Origin of the sequence: Amycolatopsis sp. NPDC049159, assembly GCF_040648295.1 — a bacterium.
Lineage (GTDB): Bacteria > Actinomycetota > Actinomycetes > Mycobacteriales > Pseudonocardiaceae > Amycolatopsis > Amycolatopsis pretoriensis_A.
The window spans coordinates 116,758-133,936 of the sequence record NZ_JBEZDL010000007.1; the positions used below are offsets into that span (position 1 = coordinate 116,758).

At 69.5% G+C, this 17,179-nt stretch carries 20 protein-coding genes and 1 tRNA gene; 10 read left to right on the forward strand and 11 right to left on the reverse strand.

What is annotated here, in order from left to right; all coding sequences use genetic code 11:
- Nucleotides 1-27: 27 nt before the first annotated feature.
- Nucleotides 28-420, reverse strand: a complete 393-nt coding sequence (locus AB0B33_RS15220; protein ID WP_360771485.1) for a signal peptidase I — start codon at nt 418-420, stop codon at nt 28-30.
- 109 nt (nt 421-529) lie between these two features.
- Between AB0B33_RS15220 and AB0B33_RS15225 the strand changes: the two genes are divergently transcribed.
- Nucleotides 530-751 carry a hypothetical protein gene (locus tag AB0B33_RS15225; RefSeq protein WP_360771488.1) on the forward strand — a complete coding sequence of 74 codons (222 nt, stop codon included), beginning with the start codon at nt 530-532 and terminating at the stop codon, nt 749-751.
- Nucleotides 752-782: 31 nt separating this feature from the next.
- Here the strand turns inward: AB0B33_RS15225 and AB0B33_RS15230 are convergent, their stop codons facing one another.
- Complete coding sequence (locus AB0B33_RS15230; RefSeq protein ID WP_360771490.1) at nt 783-1,076, reverse strand: transcriptional regulator; 294 nt, start codon at nt 1,074-1,076, stop codon at nt 783-785.
- A gap of 59 nt (nt 1,077-1,135) precedes the next feature.
- Nucleotides 1,136-1,378 carry a hypothetical protein gene (locus tag AB0B33_RS15235; RefSeq protein ID WP_360771493.1) on the reverse strand — a complete coding sequence of 81 codons (243 nt, stop codon included), beginning with the start codon at nt 1,376-1,378 and terminating at the stop codon, nt 1,136-1,138.
- Between the two features lie 597 nt (nt 1,379-1,975).
- Here AB0B33_RS15235 and AB0B33_RS15240 point away from each other — a divergent pair.
- Together AB0B33_RS15240 and AB0B33_RS15245 are read left to right on the forward strand one after the other, a co-directional pair.
- Entirely contained in the window at nt 1,976-3,145 is a 1,170-nt protein-coding gene (locus tag AB0B33_RS15240; protein ID WP_360771496.1) for a hypothetical protein, read from the forward strand.
- 42 nt (nt 3,146-3,187) lie between these two features.
- Nucleotides 3,188-3,736 carry an NUDIX hydrolase gene (locus tag AB0B33_RS15245; protein WP_360771500.1) on the forward strand — a complete coding sequence of 183 codons (549 nt, stop codon included), beginning with the start codon at nt 3,188-3,190 and terminating at the stop codon, nt 3,734-3,736.
- On the opposite strand, the gene AB0B33_RS15250 is transcribed toward AB0B33_RS15245, so the two are convergent.
- Together AB0B33_RS15250 and AB0B33_RS15255 are read right to left on the reverse strand one after the other, a co-directional pair.
- On the reverse strand, nt 3,722-4,855 hold the full coding sequence (locus AB0B33_RS15250) for a tetratricopeptide repeat protein (protein ID WP_360771503.1): 1,134 nt from the start codon (nt 4,853-4,855) through the stop codon (nt 3,722-3,724). The genes AB0B33_RS15245 and AB0B33_RS15250 overlap by 15 nt on opposite strands.
- A 174-nt stretch (nt 4,856-5,029) precedes the next feature.
- Nucleotides 5,030-5,404 (reverse strand): helix-turn-helix transcriptional regulator, encoded by a 375-nt coding sequence (locus AB0B33_RS15255; RefSeq protein WP_360771506.1) that lies wholly within the window; start codon nt 5,402-5,404, stop codon nt 5,030-5,032.
- A 166-nt stretch (nt 5,405-5,570) separates the two neighbouring features.
- Here AB0B33_RS15255 and AB0B33_RS15260 point away from each other — a divergent pair, with 166 nt between their 5' ends.
- From AB0B33_RS15260 to AB0B33_RS15285, 6 genes are all read left to right on the forward strand, one after another.
- Nucleotides 5,571-5,765 (forward strand): helix-turn-helix domain-containing protein, encoded by a 195-nt coding sequence (locus AB0B33_RS15260; RefSeq protein WP_360771509.1) that lies wholly within the window; start codon nt 5,571-5,573, stop codon nt 5,763-5,765.
- Nucleotides 5,762-6,094, forward strand: a complete 333-nt coding sequence (locus AB0B33_RS15265) for a WhiB family transcriptional regulator (protein WP_360771512.1) — start codon at nt 5,762-5,764, stop codon at nt 6,092-6,094. Before AB0B33_RS15260 ends, AB0B33_RS15265 begins: the two co-directional genes overlap by 4 nt.
- Nucleotides 6,091-6,417, forward strand: a complete 327-nt coding sequence (locus tag AB0B33_RS15270) for a hypothetical protein (protein ID WP_360771514.1) — start codon at nt 6,091-6,093, stop codon at nt 6,415-6,417. Before AB0B33_RS15265 ends, AB0B33_RS15270 begins: the two co-directional genes overlap by 4 nt.
- Nucleotides 6,414-7,139, forward strand: coding sequence for a hypothetical protein (locus tag AB0B33_RS15275; protein ID WP_360771517.1), 726 nt, complete (start codon nt 6,414-6,416; stop codon nt 7,137-7,139). The genes AB0B33_RS15270 and AB0B33_RS15275 overlap by 4 nt, the downstream gene beginning before the upstream one ends.
- Nucleotides 7,129-9,300: a cell division protein FtsK gene (locus tag AB0B33_RS15280; protein WP_360771520.1), complete on the forward strand. Its 2,172-nt coding sequence runs from the start codon at nt 7,129-7,131 to the stop codon at nt 9,298-9,300. The genes AB0B33_RS15275 and AB0B33_RS15280 overlap by 11 nt, the downstream gene beginning before the upstream one ends.
- Nucleotides 9,301-9,447: 147 nt before the next feature.
- On the forward strand, nt 9,448-11,196 hold the full coding sequence (locus AB0B33_RS15285) for a recombinase family protein (RefSeq protein ID WP_360771523.1): 1,749 nt from the start codon (nt 9,448-9,450) through the stop codon (nt 11,194-11,196).
- Here the strand turns inward: AB0B33_RS15285 and AB0B33_RS15290 are convergent.
- The 4 genes from AB0B33_RS15290 to AB0B33_RS15305 all read right to left on the reverse strand — a co-directional run bounded on the left by AB0B33_RS15290 (nt 11,178) and on the right by AB0B33_RS15305 (nt 15,025).
- Nucleotides 11,178-11,261 (reverse strand) — tRNA-Leu (locus AB0B33_RS15290). The genes AB0B33_RS15285 and AB0B33_RS15290 overlap by 19 nt on opposite strands.
- 91 nt (nt 11,262-11,352) lie before the next feature.
- Nucleotides 11,353-13,023: a BTAD domain-containing putative transcriptional regulator gene (locus AB0B33_RS15295; protein ID WP_360771526.1), complete on the reverse strand. Its 1,671-nt coding sequence runs from the start codon at nt 13,021-13,023 to the stop codon at nt 11,353-11,355.
- 41 nt (nt 13,024-13,064) lie between these two features.
- The gene (locus AB0B33_RS15300) at nt 13,065-14,081 is read right to left on the reverse strand and encodes a CE1758 family FMN-dependent luciferase-like monooxygenase (RefSeq protein ID WP_360771529.1); all 1,017 of its coding nucleotides are present in this window, start codon (nt 14,079-14,081) and stop codon (nt 13,065-13,067) included.
- On the reverse strand, nt 14,081-15,025 hold the full coding sequence (locus tag AB0B33_RS15305; RefSeq protein ID WP_360771531.1) for an NmrA/HSCARG family protein: 945 nt from the start codon (nt 15,023-15,025) through the stop codon (nt 14,081-14,083). The genes AB0B33_RS15300 and AB0B33_RS15305 overlap by 1 nt, the downstream gene beginning before the upstream one ends.
- Before the next feature lie 156 nt (nt 15,026-15,181).
- Here AB0B33_RS15305 and AB0B33_RS15310 point away from each other — a divergent pair, with 156 nt between their 5' ends.
- Nucleotides 15,182-15,937 (forward strand): cellulose binding domain-containing protein, encoded by a 756-nt coding sequence (locus AB0B33_RS15310; protein ID WP_360771534.1) that lies wholly within the window; start codon nt 15,182-15,184, stop codon nt 15,935-15,937.
- Here the strand turns inward: AB0B33_RS15310 and AB0B33_RS15315 are convergent.
- Together AB0B33_RS15315 and AB0B33_RS15320 are read right to left on the reverse strand one after the other, a co-directional pair.
- On the reverse strand, nt 15,909-16,961 hold the full coding sequence (locus tag AB0B33_RS15315; RefSeq protein ID WP_360771537.1) for a cytochrome P450: 1,053 nt from the start codon (nt 16,959-16,961) through the stop codon (nt 15,909-15,911). The two genes, AB0B33_RS15310 and AB0B33_RS15315, sit on opposite strands and share 29 nt — an antisense overlap.
- Nucleotides 16,962-17,016: 55 nt before the next feature.
- Nucleotides 17,017-17,094, reverse strand: a complete 78-nt coding sequence (locus tag AB0B33_RS15320) for a tryptorubin family RiPP precursor (protein WP_360772027.1) — start codon at nt 17,092-17,094, stop codon at nt 17,017-17,019.
- Nucleotides 17,095-17,179 lie beyond the last annotated feature (85 nt).

Below are 17,179 nucleotides of genomic sequence, written 5' to 3' on the forward strand. Positions count from 1 at the left end.
TTTGACACTTGACGAACAGCACTCGGGTCAAGTAGCTGTCGACGTCGAATCGAGTCTTTTCCCCGAGGGCCAACGCACGGTCAGAACGACGGAATCTGTCAAAGCTTCCCAGGAATGGTTGTTTCCTGGTTTCCACATTATGTAGTCTCCCTGACGGCTCAACGTCCTGCTACCGCCTGTGACGTCCACGCGAAACTCGCCAGCGATCAGGATTACGAGGGTGGTGCGCTGGTCGCCCGACGTCCACGCCGGGCGCTTGTCGCCTGCAGGGTGATGCGCCCACTTCACCTCGACGTCCTCGGTGACACGGACGCCTCCCGATGAGTCGATGAAGTGCCCCACCAGCCAGCCGCGCGTGCTCACCGAGTCGTCGTTGGCGTTGCCAGCTGTCCAACTGCCGCTCACTGGTTTGTTGCCCATTCGCACGCCTCCTTCAACCCAGACCGCAGTGTCTGACGCGGGCGCCAGCCGTCTGGTTTACCTGATCGAATCCGAAGTTTGATCTCGACGCGAGTCGATGCAGCCTGGAGTGCACCTCTTCGTCGCGAACCGTCTCAGTCTCGATGAGCATCTGACAGAGGCCACCGCGGACGTACTGGAGTATGTCGGCCGTCACATGCCGTCCAGGGCAGCTGTCGTGTCACCATCTGGCGTGACGACTCGGCAATTCGGCCAGCCTGCGGAAATGGCGTTGGTGACGGCGGTGACGGCCGTCGCGACGGCCGTCACGACTGGCCTCAAACCGGCCTGAAGGCCAGCGTTCGAGACGCCGCTCTTGCCCGTCACAGCTCGACGTCGTCCCGGGGGCGGCGCGTGGTTGGGAGGAGTTTGACAGCGGCGAACGTGACCCGGCTCAGCGCGCCGACGTGCTCGGCGAACCTATCCCCGCCGAGAGGCGTCAAGCGGAGCTTCTTACGGTCCCCTTGGGTGCGGACCTCCAGGTAACCCGCCGCCCGCAGGCACTCGACATGCGTCACGAAGGGTCGTTCAGAAAGCTGCAGAGCGCTCCGAACGGCGAAGTCGTCGCTCCACTCACCGTCGGCGAGTAAGCACGCAATGAACAGGCGGACTGGCATGAGCAGTAGCGGGTCGAGCTCCTGCTGAAACGTCGGCAGAACGGACCGCACTGGTGGCGTCACGACTCGGCCGCCGGAAGTTCGCCTGTGGGGCGCGGTGAGCGCTGGAGGCAGACCAAGCACGGCATCCCGAGCGGGCGTTCCAGCAGCTCCAGTTCGCCGGGGCCGAACGTGGCGTCGCAGTACGCGGTCAGGCGCTCCGGCATGGCGGCGTCGGCCGGCAGCGGGAACAGGTGGACCACGCGGCGAGTCTCGCCCACCGTGCCGGGTACCGGGCGCGCGATGATCAACCTGGTCGTCATCGCTCGCTCCGCAGTTCGTGGCGTCCGGCGAGGACGGGCGCGATCGGGGCGCTACCCGCCCCCGCCGGAGTCTGGGACCCGCGAGCGCGAGAAGTGCGGGCGCTGTGCGACTGGACCTGTTCAGGCACGTTGACCTCCGGGACGTGCTGGAAGAGGCGACGCCAGCGCGACGGCTTGCGATGCCGCGGTGGGTGCAGGCGCCGTTCGACTGCCGGAAGCGTGGTCCGAGCTGCCAAGAACGCCCGGCAGCGGACGCACGGCCGGCCGGGCGCGACGAGCATCGACGTCGGCAGCACCACGTGTCCGCACAGTCCCTCGTACTGGCCGAGCGCGTCGCGCCGACCTCGGGAGAACTCCTCGTCGGTCACTGCGTGATCGCGGTCGTCGACCTCGCTCCGGTGCCAACTCACGTACAGTCCGGCGGCCCTCCCCTGCCGTACTACGTCGCTCACGTACCCCTCCGCTACCTACCGGCTGACCAGCCACTACGAGTTGTAAGATCTGAAATCAGCCTGACTTGCGCGCTCATATAGGCGCCAGGTCGCGCGGACGACTTAGCGAGGACATACCGCTGGCGGCACGTCAGGAGGGGCAGTGATGGCGGCGGAGGACGGGACCGGCGAGCTGCCGCGCACCATTCTGGAGCTGAAGCTCCGAGAGCGGAGTCAGACGCTCGCCGAGTTCGTCGAGGATGCCGAGCGCTTCGCGCGCACCTTCGGCGAACCCGGCACGCTGAGCGTGCGACACCTCCAGCGCCTGATCGCGGGACGCAAGCCGGACGGGTCTCCGGTCGGGCGTCCGCGGCCCGCGACTGCCCGCCTGCTCGAAAGGATGCTCGGCCTCTCGATTGACGACCTGCTGGCGTCCCCTGACGTCGTCCGCGGGCCGGTCGAGGCGGGTGAAGAGGAGTTGCGGCAGCGGCTCAGCGCTGCTCGCCGTGTGAACGCCGACGTCCTGGCCTTGCTTCAAGACCAGTTGACCGCGGTGCGTCGTCTTGACCGGCAGCTGGGCGCCTCGACGGCGCACGAAGAGGTGTCCACGAAGGTACGGCAGATCACGCGCCTCCGCTCGCACAGCCTGACTCCGGTGGTTCGGAGCCAGCTCGGCGCCCTGCTCGCCGAATTCGGCACACTCGCCGGCTGGCAGCAGCTCGACATGGGGTTCGTCGGCGACTCCTGGCAATTCTACGAACGAGCCAAAGCGGCCGCCCGCGAGTCCGGTGACGCGGCATTCGAGGTGCACACAGCCGCTGAACAGGCATTCGTGCTGCTTGACGTCGACGAGACGGCATCGGCCGTCGAGCTGTTGGGCGCCACCGAGCGGCGGGCTCAGCGCGTCGCCGGCCGCCTGCTCAGGTCGTGGCTCGCCGCTGCACACGGCGAAGCCCTCGCCGCGGACGGGCAGCGCTCGGCGAGCATGCGTGCCTTTGACCGCGCCGCGGGGTTGCTGCCAGCCGACGTGTCCGCGGTGGACGGTCCTTACGTCGTGCTCGATCCTGTCCATCTGGCGCGGTGGCGGGGGCACGCGCTCGCCCGGATCGGCGAGCCGGACGCCGTTGAGGTGCTCTCCGCCGCGTTGAGCCGTCTCGATCCGACGTTCACGCGCGCGGAGACGGCGTTGCGAGTCGACCTGGCGACGGCGTTCTTCGCGATGGGCGAGCGCGTCGAGGGACGCGCGCACGCTCGGCGCGCTCGGGCGCTGGCCGTCGAAATCGGTTCTGTCCGGCAGCAACGTCGGATCGCGCGGCTCGTCGGGCAAGCGAACTGAAGGGCGGTACGAGCGGCAGCCGCCAGCCCGTAGGCTCGCGGCGTGGCTGACGAACATGGGTCGTGGAAGACGTTCGGTGAGCGGCTGGTCTACGACAACCGGTGGGTCAAGGTCGGGTTGACCGACGTCGAGGCGCCGAACGGCGAACGCTGGGACTACCACGTGGTCCACCTGGCCAGGATCGCCATAGCGCTGATCGTGAACGACCAGGATGAGGCGCTGATGCTGTGGCGCTACCGGTTCGCCACCGAGCAATGGGGCTTCGAACTGCTGGGCGGCATGGTCGACGACGGCGACGACTCAGCCGGAACCGCCGCGCGCGAGGCTGCCGAGGAGTCCGGCTGGCAGCCAGTCGGCGAGCCGGAGCACCTGGTGAGCTTCGAGCCGCTTCCCGGGCAGGTCACCGCGCCGGTCGACGTCTACCTGTGGCGTCAGGCCGAGCACGTCGGCGATCCGACCGACACCGAAGAGGTCGGCCGGGTTGAGTGGGTGCCGTTGTCGCGGGTCAACGAGCTTGCGCAGCGTCAGGAACTGCTCGGCTCCGGCACGCTGGTGTCCCTGCTCTACTACCTCAACTCACGCCGGGCGTGACCCTGGCAGTACGAGCCGTTCGAGCCGACGGCGCAACCGCACCGAACCAACTTGGGAGATGACTCGCCGGGCCTGCAGCGCGTAGGTCCTGGCGGCCTCTCGGTCACCAGCCGCGCCGTACGCCAGGGCGAGATCCACGTACACCGCGGCGCCGGCCCGGACGAACGAAGTCGACCCGATACCGTCGACCACGCGCTCGAGGTGCTCGATCGCTTCCGGCGCTCCGAGGTGGACGAGGGCGTTTCCGCGCCAGCGGTCGAGGTGACTGCCGCCGAGGAAGACGAACGGGAGTTCGGGGTGCACGACCTCGTTCGGCAAGAAAGCGTCGGCCTCATCGAACGAGCGGAGCGCTTCGTCTCGGTGGCCAGCGATCGCGTGCCCCTCCCCCTCGGCGGCTGCGAGCCAGGCTCGCAATAGCTCTGGAGCCCGTTCGCCAATCGAGCGCGCTTCCGCGAACAGGGCGAGCGCGTCGTCAACGTTGCCCACGTCGATAAGGACGAATGCCTGTTCGGCGGTGGCGTGGGCGAGCAGGGCGGCCGAGCCGGACTCCATCGCGGCGTACTTCGCACGCTCGTAGTGCGTCCACGCTTGGTCTAGCGCGCCGATGTCGAGCGAATTCCAGCCGGCCAGCGTCGATGCCTCGACGAGCACGCTTGCCAACGGTGCACGGTCGCGGCGCAAGATTGTGTGCCTGAGCAGGCCCTCTACCTCGGTGATCTGTCCGCGGAGCCGTTCGAGCCGGGCCGCCGAGCCGAACCGGCGGTCGGCGTGGCGGACGCTGATCACCTCCTCGCGGAACAGCTCGATCGTCTGCTCGTCTACCCGGCGAGCGATGATCAGCCGCTCGGCGAGTTCGTCACCGGACGGGCCGACGAAGTCGCCGGACGGGAACCCGAGGTCGTCATCGGTACGGCCGTAGATCTCGCGTAGGACCGCGCGCATCGGCGGCTCAGGCATCACGTGCCCGTTCTCCCACCGGGAGATATCCGTCTTTCGGCTCGGGACCGAACGCTCCGGCAATCCGTGGGCCGCTGCTCGCGCGTTGATTGCGCGTGCGAGCCTTTCCTGGCTCCAGCCGAGCGCGTTGCGGGCCGCTTGCAAAGCAGTTGTCGAGGTCATGACGTGACCGCCATATAAGCGCCTTGAGCTGCGTAAATAACAAGAGATAACACGGGGCTTGTCATCCGCTGCCAGCTGCCGGTCTGCGCGGAAATGCCGTTTCTTAGTGGCATGACACACGACAAGAAACACCGGCGGGCTGCCGAGTCGGCCGCCCACCACAAAGGACTCGCGCTAGGCGTGGGGCTTCCCATCGCGGCGAAGCAGCTCGGTGAGATCGGCCAGTTGCTCGGTGATCGACGTCAGCCGCTGTTCGATCGCGGCGAGGCGTGCCGACACGGCGTCTTCCATGTTCTCGCGGGGCTGCCCCAGGGCCGGCGGGATGCGGCCGTGCAGCACGGCGAGCAGGTGTTGCGGGTGCAGGCCGAGCGCCACGGCCAGCGCTTCCAACGTCCGGTCACTGCGCTTGCGCTCGACGGTGTGGTTCTGGATCTCGCGGACGATCGCCTGGGAGACCTGCGAGCGCTCGGCCAGCTCGCGTTGTTTCCACCCGAGCTCGTGTACGCGCTCGTTGATGGCCTTCGCGACCGCCGCCCAGTCTTCCGACACCCATTCCTCCGTGGTCCGCCTCAGCGCCGACATTAGCGCTTGACGGATTCGACGGCGCCGAGATCCACACCGCGTCGCGCATTCGGACCATTCTCATGCCTTCGTGCGACTAAATCAGCCCATATTTCGCGCTCAAATCAGCGTGCCGACTTTAGGGACTTCAAAAATGCAGAAGAAACTTCCTGACGCCGGTGGCCCGGCGTTCTACTCACCAGCCGACGCCGCGTGGCTTCTCGGTGTCGACCTCAACTCCATCCATCGCGCTATCCGGGTCGGCGAGCTGCGCGCAGTGCGGCGCCGCTCCCGGGTCGTCATCCCGGCCGCCGAGCTGCGGCGGGCGCTCGGCAGTGGTGCCCCATGAGCGATCACGACTACGCGGCCATCGCTGCTCGGCTCGACCGGTATGCCGCTGTGCCCGATGACGTGCTGACGAATGTGGTGGCCAGGGACGGCCTGTGCTTCTGGGCGTTCGAGCCGGCTGAGCTGCCCGAGCTGACCGGGGACGATCCGCCGGATAGGGAGTTGGCCTCGCGGCTCTGTGCCGGCTGCCCGGTGATCGATGAGTGCCTTGAACTCGACCTGCGCACCGCCGGGCCGGACACGCTCGGCGTGTGGGGCGCGCTGCCGGACACCGACCGGCGGGCCCTGCACCCCGTCTGGCTGCAGCGTCGGGGTGGTGAGGCGCGATGACGCTCACCCTGTCGCCTACGCAGATTCTCGCCGGCCTCGCGGTGCTGTTTGCCCTGTTCACGGTATGGCGGTTCGGCGCACGCAAGGCGCGCCGTGCTGCCGAGACCGCGCGAGCCGGCGCCCGAGTGGTTTCGCTCGCCGGGCGGGTGCTGTTCACAGGCTCGGCGTTCGTCGGCGTCCAGTGGCCCGTGATTACGCACCCGGGGAACCCGACGCTGCTCGTGGTGCTCGGCGCGCCGGACCTGGTCGCGGCTTACGTCCTGACGCGCGCTCTCACCGTGACGTCGCTGGACACCACGCGCCGGGGCGGTGGTCGCCGATGAGTGAACAGCTCCCCCGCGCTCAGCAGCTCGCGAAGGACGCCGCTGAAGCGGCAGACGTCCGGCGCTGGCGAACCCACCCGGACGTGGTCGCGCTGCAAGTCGAGCGAATTCGGACTCAGGTCGACCGGCTGTGCTGGGCCGGGATCGTCCTCGGCCTGGCGTTCACGACGGCCAACGTGCAGTGGTTCGCTGCCGCCGGAGCTGCCTTCGGGTCGCTGCCCTGGCTGACGGCTTGGCTGCTGGAGCCGACCGTGTGCCTGGTGCTGCTCGCGATCCTGCGAGCGGAACAGGTGACCGCCCGGTACCAGGTCCACACCGGACCGTGGGTCCGAGCGGCGAAGTGGCTCACGCTGGCGGCCACGTACGTCATGAACACCTGGTCGTCGTGGGCGGGCGGATCGCCGGCCGGTGTGGTGCTGCACTCCGTGCCGCCGATGGTCGTGTTCGTCGCGGCCGAGGCCGTCACCGACCTACGCGACAAGCTCACCGACGCCGTTCAGGTAGCACACGTGAACGCCACGAACGTTCATGAACTGCCGCCGCCTGCCCGTGAACGGCCTGCGCGGCGGCTGTTCGCCGACTACCTCGCCGAGGCGCGTCAAGCCTGGACGCCCGACGTGAAGGTGACGCCGGCCTGGGTTCGGGAGGTCACCGGGTGCTCGCGCGGGTTGTCGTCTCGGCTGGCCACCGCGCTTGCGGATGAGGTGCGCCATGACCGCTGAATCGGATGCCGAGGTCAACAGCAGTGCCAGGCTCGCCCGGATGGCTTCAGGGGACGTCGAGCATGTCGGCCCGGTGCTCGATGGCGAACTGATCGACGACACCCTGCCTCAGCCGCGCGCCCGGACAGTACGACGCCAGTTCGCTCGGTGGTGGAAGCACTCGCCGCGCGTGCCCCTGTGGCTTAAGAGCAAGCCGCAAGCGATCCAGGCTGCGAAGGATGCCGTGGTCTGGGTGGTCAAGTCGCCGGTCCGGTACGTCGGCGCGGTCGTCCGCGGGATCGTGGTCGGCGTCCGCTCGTGGCGCGGGTGGGTCAAGGTCAACGACTACCGGACGGCCGCCGAGGAGTCGGAGAAGCTGGCCGACAAGTTCACGGAGATCCGCGAACTCACGTTGTTCCGCTGGAAGGTCACCGGCGCCGTGGTCGCCGTCGCGGCGTTGGTGGTCGCCGTGGTCAATCTGCTGTACGGCGCCGATCCGCTGTGGATCGGCGGGGCTGCCGCGTCGTTGGCGCTCGCGGTCCTGGGCCGCCGCAAGGACGGCAGTCCGGGACGGAAGCCCGCGCTCGCGGGGCCACGCACGCTGACGTGGACGATGGACCCGCAGGTTCTCGTGGACGCGTTCCGAGACGCGAAACTGATCGGTAAGGATGAGACGCTTCGCTTGGTCGAGCGGGCGACGCGCGTTGGCGACGGATGGGCTGTCACGGTGGACTTGCCGGCCACGCGCAAGGCCGCGGACGTCGTGAAGAACCGGGATGCGCTGGCGTCTGCGCTCGCGGTAGACGAAGTTCAGCTCATCGTCGAGCGCGTGCGCGGCAACGGCGGGCACGCCGGTCGGATCTCGATGTGGGTCGCCGATGAGGACCCATATGCCCGGCCTCCCCTTCAGACGCCTTTGCTCGGCGTGGCGCGCTGGGACGCGTGGCGGGCGGTCCCGTTCGGACGCGACGCACGAGACAGGCGGATCGACCTTCCGCTTGTGTGGACGTCGTTGCTGATCGGTGCGATTCCCCGACAGGGTAAGACGTTCGCCGCTCGGCTGGCGGCGAGCGGACTCATCTTGGACGCGTGGGTACGGCTCTACGTGGCGGACTTCAAGGCCGGAAAGGACTGGATCGCGGCCGCTCAGGTTGCCCACCGCTTCATGGCGGGTGACGAACCCGAGCACGTCCTGGCACTCGTCGACTGGCTGGTCGAGCTAGTTGCCGAGGTTCAAGGACGGTACCGGCGCATGCGGGACCTCGACGACATCGTGTGCCCGGAGTCGAAGGTGACGCCGGAGATGTCGCGGGACAAGACCCTGAACATGCCGATCACGGCAATCTTCATCGACGAGGTTCAGGTACCGCTCGAAGACCGCACGCCCGTTGACGTACAAGGGAAGAAGCTCACGGCGGGCGAGTACGTCGGCGAGTTGCTGACGTGGCTGGCGAAGAAGGGGCCGGCTGCCGGGATCGTGCTCGTCCTGGCCACACAGCGGCCGGACTCTAAGACCATCCCGTCGGGCCTCCGCGCGGTCCTCGGGTCGCGGTTCGCGCTGCGGGTGATGGACTGGCGCGACTCGAACATCGTGCTCGGCGAGCAGATGAACACCCGCGGCTTCGACTCCTCGCGACTGCTGGCTTCGCACAAGGGCGTAGGTGTCCTACGACCGGACGGCGACACGGCAGCCGGCGCCGACGTGCTGGCTATAACGGTCCGGACGTACTACATGCCGAACGAGGACTGGCAGACCATCTGCCTGCAGGGGCGCGCTCTGCGCGAGGCCGAGGGGACGCTCACCGGGCACGCGGCCGGCCAGGACACCATGCCGACGCTCGACCATGCGGCCGTCGCGCACGCTCTCGGCGCGGGCACGGCCGCACCGAGGGCCGAGCTGCCCGAACCGCTTGCATCGCTCGTCACCTACCTGGGTGACGACCTCGGCCCCGACGGTCGCGACTTCGTGCCGACGGCCGAGCTGCTGGAGGCAATGGACGCGGACCGGAGGACGTTCTCCCAGCAGATGAGCGAGGTGGGGTGCCGGCCAACGCGTGATCGCGTGACCAGCGAAGACGGTGAGACGCGGCAGGTGCGCGGCTACCTGACCGCTGATATCCGCCGAGCCGTAGAGCGGGTTCGCGACGGCGGCGAACCCACCGGGACCGGTGACCCGTTATGAGCGCGCGGGTGGAAGGTCCGGCTTATCGCGTTATCCTACCTGCGGGATTGCCTCAGCTGACGCCTGCAGCTGCGCGCGCGTTGCTGGCCGTACTGATCGAACTGACTGAGGTACCGGTGCTCGACGGACCTGCGAGGGAGGCGACCGATGTCCGCTGAAATCAGCGACCCGTGGTCGAAATTAGACGAAATCCTCGGGCTGGAGGTAGCCGAGCCCGTAGACGCAGGGATCGGCGCCTTGGCCGCCTACGGGCGGTGCTCGACGGAGGACAACCAAGACCCGGAGACCTCGCGCGGCTGGCAGTTCGGGAACGCGCGGAAGTTCGTCGAGCCACTGGGCGGCCAGATCGTGGCGGAGTTCTTCGACATCGGGCAGTCGCGTTCGGTGCCGTGGGACCGGCGTACCGAAGCGTCGCAGTTGCTCGCCCAGCTGAAGAACCCGCGTCGCGGATGGGATGCCCTGGTCGTCGGCGAGGGCACCCGGTGTTGGTTCGGGAATCAGTTCTCGCTCATTGCGCCGCGCTTCGCCGCCTACGGCGTGGACCTGTGGGTGCCGGAGTTGGGCGGGAAGTTCGACCCGCGGAACCCGTCGCACAAGATGCTGATGAGCGTGCTTGGCGGTATGAGCGAGTCGGAACGGCAGCACGTTCAGGCTCGCGTGCGGGCCGCGATGGACGCGCAGGTAGTCAACGAAGGACGTCACCAGGGCGGCCGGGCACCGTACGGGTACGTCGTCGTGGACGGCGGGCCGCATCCAAACCCGCGAAAGGCAGCAGAGGGATTCCGGTTGCGTCTGCTCGCCCTCGACGAGTCGGCCGCCGAGGTCGTGCGTCGCATCTTCGCCGAATACCTCGCCGGCAATGGAGATCGAGCGATTGCGAACGGGCTGAATCGCGACGGCATCCCCTGCCCGTCGGCGCGGCGGCCGGACCAGAATCGACACCGCCTTGCCGACGGCTGGCAGGGCAGCACGGTGCGGTCGATTCTAGAGAACCCGCGCTACACCGGGTTCGCGTTCTTCGGGCGGTGGGCGCGTCAAGAGATGCTGCTTGATCCCGACGACGTCGCGGCCGGGAACATCGTGCGGTTCAGGCGCGCTAAGCCGGATCGGGTGGTTCGTTCCCGCAAGCCTGCACATCCCGAGATCGTGTCTGTCCAAGACTTCACGCAAACGCAGTTGATGCGGCGAGCCAAAGCGGCTGGCGGTCTACGAACCGCGCGCAAGACCGAACGCGCCGGAAGGACGGTCAAGCACGCGTATCTGTTCCGCGGACTCATTCGATGCACCGCCTGCGGACGGAAGATGGAGGGCAGCCCACGGAAGCACGGCATGTATTACCGCTGCCCAGCCAGGACACTTACGCCAGGTTCGCCGGCCCTGCTCACGCACCCGCCGACGATTTACCTCAAGGAAGAGCCGCTACGGGACGCGCTGAACGAGTGGATCGGCGGCCTGTTCGACCGGCAGAACATCGCGCGGACCGTCGAACAACTCGTTCAGGCTCAGCCGACACCGAAGACGGCGGATGACGGGCCAGCACGAAAGCTACTGGAGGACGCGGAAGCCAGGCTGCAGCGGTTCCAGAACGCCATCTCCGCAGGCGTGGACCCGTCGGCAGTCGTCGAGGGCATCAACCGAGCGCAAGCCGATCGGGCGGCCGCTCAGGCGGAACTGATGGCGGTTGGCGAGCCTGCTGGACTCGGCGAAGCCGAGATCTACGCGATGATCGACTCACTCGGCAACGTCAGCGCCGCACTGGCCGACGGTCAGCCGGGCCGGCTGGCGCAGCTCTACCGAGACTTGCGGCTTGACCTGCGGTTCGACCACGAAAAAGAGGCCGTCGACGTGACGGCCTCTCCGCGGGTGAATAGTGCGTGTGTCCGAGGGGGGACTTGAACCCCCACGCCCGTTAAGGGCACTAGCACCTCAAGCTAGCGCGTCTGCCATTCCGCCACTCGGACCTGCTGAAGAAAGAGTATACGGCCGCCCCTCCCCCTTGTTCAGGGGGGTGCACATCCACCGCCCCGCCCCCTCTGGCAAGATCACCCGGTTTCAGCCAGGCTGCATCGATTCAGCCTGCCGGCCCAGGGCGAACATCAGCAACGGCTCCTCGTATCGGTAGCGGTCCGTGCCGAACGGCTCCAGCAAGTGGGCGTCCACCAGGGACTCCAGCAGCACCGCCGCGTCGCTCAGGGGTATTCCCAAGATCGAAGCCGCCGTGGGGACCGAGATCGGGGTTGGGGAGGCCAGGGATCGGAACGCCTCGGCTTGGGTCGGGGTCAGCTGGGACAGGGTCGACTCGTACGGCTTCTCGATCGCCCAGCACTCCGGGGGTGTCACCGGGGCTCCTGGGGCCGGACGTCCCAACCGGGCCAGGGCTTCCGACATCGTCCAGGCCGGGCGGGACGCCAACCTGGCCGCTACCGCCTGGAGGACCTGGGGGAAGCCCGCTGTTCGGGTCGCCAAGGTCAACGACGCGGCCGGGTCCTCCGCGAGCCGGGAGGGGCCGAGCAGGTGCTCCAACAGCGTCAGCGAGTCCGAGGGGCTCAAGCCGCCCAGTTTGGTCCACTGCGTGTGCGCCAGGCCGTACAAGCGCTGGCGGGCCGTGATGAGCACCGCCGGGCCGGCTGGGCCTGGGATCAGGGGGCGGATCTCCTCTTCGCTTCGGGCGTCGTCGAGGACCACCAAGAGGCGCAGGCCCGTTGTCCGGGCTCGCCACAAAGCCGCGCGCTCGCTGGACGAACCGGGCAGCGCCGTCACGCCTATTCCGCGTAGCAGCTCCGCCAGCGGGTCCGGGGACGCCGCCAGGTCCACGAACAGGCGGCCGTCCGGGAAAGATCCCGACACCTTGTGGGCCGCTTGGACGGCCAGCGTTGTCTTGCCGATCGCCGCCAGGCCTTCGATGCCTTGGACCGGGACCGACGAATCCATGGGCTTCAGGGCCTCGACCAGCGTCGCCAGCTCCGGGGCGCGGCCCGTGAACTCCGGCAGTTGGGGTGGTAGCTGGGAGGGGCCGGACGGCTGGACCGGGGTCAACGTCGGGTCCGCCGCCAAGATCCGCCGTTGCATCTCCTTCAGCTGCGGGCCGGGGTACAGGCCGAGCTCCGACTCCAGGAGCTGCTGCGTGCTGGTGAACACCGCCAGCGCCTCCGCCTGGCGACCGGAGCGGTACAGCGCCAGCATCTGCAGCTCGCGGGGACGCTCGCGCAGCGGCTCCTCGGCGATCAGGTCGGTCAGGGCCGTCGACGCTTCCGCGTGGCGGCCCTCGGCGATGTCCGCTGCCGCCAGGTCTTCTCGGGCGGTCAGGCGCAGCTCCGCCAGCCGCACTCGCTCCGCCTCCGCGTAGGCGCCGGAAAGGCCGGACAACGGGGTTCCGTGCCATAGGGCGAGTGCGGCCCTCAAGGAAGCAGAGGAGCGGGCCGAAGCGAGCAGGCGCTGAAACTCCGTCAGGTCCAGGGCCGGTGCAGCAAGGGCGTAGCCGCCGGACGCGGATTCGATGGGGACGCCCGCGTGGCGCAGGCGGGACACGTACGAGCGGACCATGCCGATCGCCGCCCGGGGCTCGGCGCCGCTCCACAGGGCCGACACCAGCTGGGACGGGGTCAGCGGCGTGCCTTCCTGCAGGAGGAGCACCGCCAGGGTCGCTCGTTGCTGGGGTGGGCCCAGCTCGATCTCGACGTCGTCGCGCCACGCTCGGACCGGGCCCAGCAGCTCGTACCGCATCACGCCGGGTGAACCCGTGGCGACGGACCGGTATTCCCGCATCACGCCGCGCGCGACGACGATCGCAGGGCCGGGACCACCTCCGCGCCCAGCAGGTCGATCTGGTCCAGCGCCGCCGAATGGGGCAGGCCCATGCCGTCGATGTTGAACAACTGCCTGCGGTACTCGCCGAAGTCCTCGCGGAAGCGCATGGTGCGGTCGATGACCTGCTGCGGGCTGCCGACGGCCAGGGGTGTCTGGGCCATCGTCTCCTCGAGCGACGGGCCGTGGCCGTAGATCGGCGAATGGTCGAAGTACGGGCGGAACTCCGCGATCGCGTCCTGGGAACGGCGGCGCATGAACACCTGGCCGCCGAGGCCGACGATCGCGCTGCCGGCCGGGCCGTGGCCGTGGTGCTCGAACCGCTCCCGGTAGAACGCGACCATCCGCTTGGTGTGGTCGACCGGCCAGAAGATGTTGTTGTGGAAGAAACCGTCGCCGTAGAACGCGGCCTGTTCGGCGATCTGCGGGCTGCGGATCGACCCGTGCCAGACGAACGGCGGCTTCCCGTCCAGCGGCCGGGGCGTCGCCGTGAAGCCCTGCAACGGCGTCCGGAACCGCCCGGACCAGTCCACGACCTCCTCCCGCCACAGCCGCCGCAGCAGCGCGTAGTTCTCCACGGCCAGTGCGATGCCGTCGCGGATGTCCTTGCCGAACCACGGGTACACCGGGCCGGTGTTGCCGCGCCCGAGCATCAGGTCGAGGCGGCCGTCGGCGAGGTGCTGCAGCATCGCGTAGTCCTCGGCGATCTTGACCGGGTCGTTCGTGGTGATCAGCGTCGTCGACGTCGACAGCGTGATCCGGCTCGTGCGCGCCGCGATGAACCCCAGCAGCGTGGTCGGCGACGACGGCACGAACGGCGGGTTGTGGTGCTCCCCCGTCGCGTAGACGTCGAGGCCGGCCTCCTCGGCGCGCACGGCCAGCTCGACCATCCGCCCGATCCGCTCGTGCTCGGTCGGCGCCCGGCCGGTCACGGGGTCGGTGGCGATGTCCCCGACCCCGAAGATCCCGAACTCCATCACAGCTCGCCGAAGGCGTCGCGGTGGTCGGCGAGCCAGGTCGTGAAGTCCTGCAGCCGCGGGTTCAGCCGCCGCACCGCCTCGGGGTCGCGCACGCCGGCGAACGCGGCTTCGTGCTCGGCGTAGTAGAAGAGCATGTTCGCGAGGTCGTCGGCGCCCGGTGCGCCCGAGGCACGCAGCTGGTCGACGTCCATCGGCCGGTACGCGACGTCGGTGCCGAGCTGCTTCGCGAACGCCGCCGCGTACTCCTCGCCGGTCAGGTTCTCGCCGGAGATGCTGATCGTCTCCCCCGCCAGCTCCGGGCCGCGGGCGAGGACGCCGAACGCCGTGCGCCCGATGTCCTCGGCCGCGATGCCCGGCAGCCGGCCGCCGGCCATCGGCAGGTGCAGCGCGACGACGCCGTCGGGGTCACGGACCGGGCGGAAGAAGTCCAGGAAGGCCTCGAAGTAGAACGTCGTCGAGAGGAACGTCGTGGGCACGCCGGCCTCGGCGAAGAACGCCTCGGCCTCGGCCTTGCTGTCGAAGTGCGGGACCTTGTACCGGCCGTGCAGCGTCGGCGCGCGGTCGTCGTCACGCAGGTGGAGGCGGGTGTCGGGCAGGGTCGACCAGATCACGTGCCGCAGTCCGGCGGCCTTGGCGGCCGCGGCCATCGCGCGGGCCTGGTGCTGTTCGCGCTCCACGGAGTTGTACTCCCAGAACGCCGTGACGAGGTAAGCGCCGTACGCGCCTTCGAACGCCTTCGTCAGGCTCGCTTCGTCGTCGAGGTCGGCCGCGACGACTTCGGCGCCGCGCGCGGCGAGGGCCCGCGCGGACTCGGAGTCCGGGTTGCGGGTGAGCGCACGCAGCGCGAACCGCCGCTCCGGGTCGTCGAGGATGGCGCGCGCGAGCCCGCCGCCCTGCTGGCCGGTCGCGCCGACGACGGCGATGATCTTCTTCTCGGACATCGGAAACCTCCTGGGGATACCGGCCGGGTGATCCGGCCACGACCCCAGACAACTCCCCCGGCATCACCGTCTCGTGCACGTCGCGTGCACGTGGTTTACAAGGTCGCCGCGGCTTCCTAGGATTCGCCGGTCGGGCCGCAGAACGGGAGGTTCCGGATGGGTCGGCGGCGGGACGACGACGAGATCTCGGTCGCCGAGCTGCTCCGGGAGACCGGGGCGACCCCGCGCTCGCTCGCCCGCGAGCCCAAAGCCGCGCCGGTTCGCGAGGAGGACACCGGGGACGGCTACCGCGAACGCCTCGAGCAGCGGGCGCGCGAGGCCGCGGCGCACCAGCAGCGGGCCGGGCAGCGGATCCGGTGGGTGTTCGCGGCCGGCGGCGCGGTGGTGGTGCTCGGCAGCCTGGTGCTCATCGCGGTGACGTCCGAAAGCTCGCCGGGACGGCAGGCGGCGACGGCGGCCGACTCGCTCGCCCCCGCGACGACGACCCCGCGTTCGACGACGCCCGTGCCGAAGCCGGCTCCGACGCCGATCCCCACCGTGCTGCGGCAGACCTCCTCGGCGCCGCCGTCCCCGACCCCCACCGCCGAGCCCGTGCTCTGCACCGTGCGCTACTCCGTCACGGACCAGTGGAACGACGGCTTCACCGCGAACGTCACCGTCACCGACAAGGGCGGCGAAACGCGCTCGCCGTGGACGCTGACCTGGACGTTCACCGCCGGCCAGCGCGTCACCCACAGCTGGGACGGCGACTTCGGCCAGACCGGCGACCGGGTCACCATCACCGCCGCTTCCTACAACGCCACCCTCGCCCCGGGCGCGACCGTCGGCTTCGGCTTCAACGGCGCCTCCGGCCGGGGCAACCCGGCGCCCGCCGCGTTCGCCCTCAACGGCGCCCGCTGCTCCCCGGCCTGACGACCCGCACGCCGGACGGCTCCAGCAGGCCGTCCAGCTCGACGCGGGCCCGGGTCCGGCGCGGGTCCGGGGCCAGGCCTTCGGCGCGCACGACGTCGAGCAGCCTGCTCGCCAGCGGCAGCACCAGGTGCCGGCCCCAGCAGCGTTCGTTCGCGTGCCCGAACGGCAGGTACCCCGGGTGGGTGTCCGGGTCGAGCCCGGCCCAGCGCCGGGGCCGGAACTCGGCCGGGGCCTCCCACAGCTCCGGTGACCGGTGGCTCAGCAGCGGCAGCAGCAGGACGTCGTCCCCGGCCCGGATCCGCGGGTCGACGGCGGCGAACTCCGGCGAGCGGACGCGCAGGATGTTCCACGACGGCGGCAGCAGCCGCAGCGCCTCGTGGATGACGTGCTCGTTCGGGACGTCGTCGTCGAACGGCGCGCCGAGCCACACCGCGCTGGTGACCAGGGCCGCCACCGTGAAGCAGATCGGCCCGGCGACCCGGCGGTAGAGGTACATCCGGAAGCGCCGCTCGGCCAGGCTGCCGGCGGCCACGACCTGGCGCGCGAGCGTGGAAAGCGGGGTGCCGGGCGCCGGCGGGCGGACCAGCGCGGCGCCCGCGGTGACCGCCGACCACGTCAGCTTCGGCGTCAGCTCCAGGCGGCGGTCCACGAGCACGCGGAAGCGGCGCAGCTCCGGGCCGAAGACGAACCGGCGCAGGTAGTCGTGCGGGACGTCCGGCCAGGTGCCGGTGAGATCGGGCCGGTCGGCCGGGCGCTTCAACGCCGCCCGGACGTCGGCGCCCAGCGCCTGCATCAGCGCGGCGGACTCGGTGCGGGTGACGCCGCGGCCCAGCACCGGCTTGAAGGTGGGCCGTTCCTCGGCGTTGGCCGGACGAGCCCGGAGCACGCCGTCCATCGTTCCCGGGTCCGCGATCCCGATGGTGTCCGGTTCGAGCCGGAAAACGCTGTCACCGGTGTGCGCGGCGAGCAGTTGTTCGAGACGGGGGGCGAAGACGACCGTGCGGGACGCGCGGGCGATGACCACGTTCCGGGACTCCTCGGGAAGGGGCCGGTCCCGGTGACCGGGACCGGCCGGGTGATCAGATCCAGCCGTACCAGGCGTACGACTTCAGGCTCTTCTTGGGAAGCGCTTTCTTGACCAGCCGGACGAGCTTCACCGGATTCCTCCCTAGTTCGGTTCCAGGACCGTGATCGACACTAGGCAGCGCTGGATCGGTTCCGCATCCGGCACTACACGTTCGG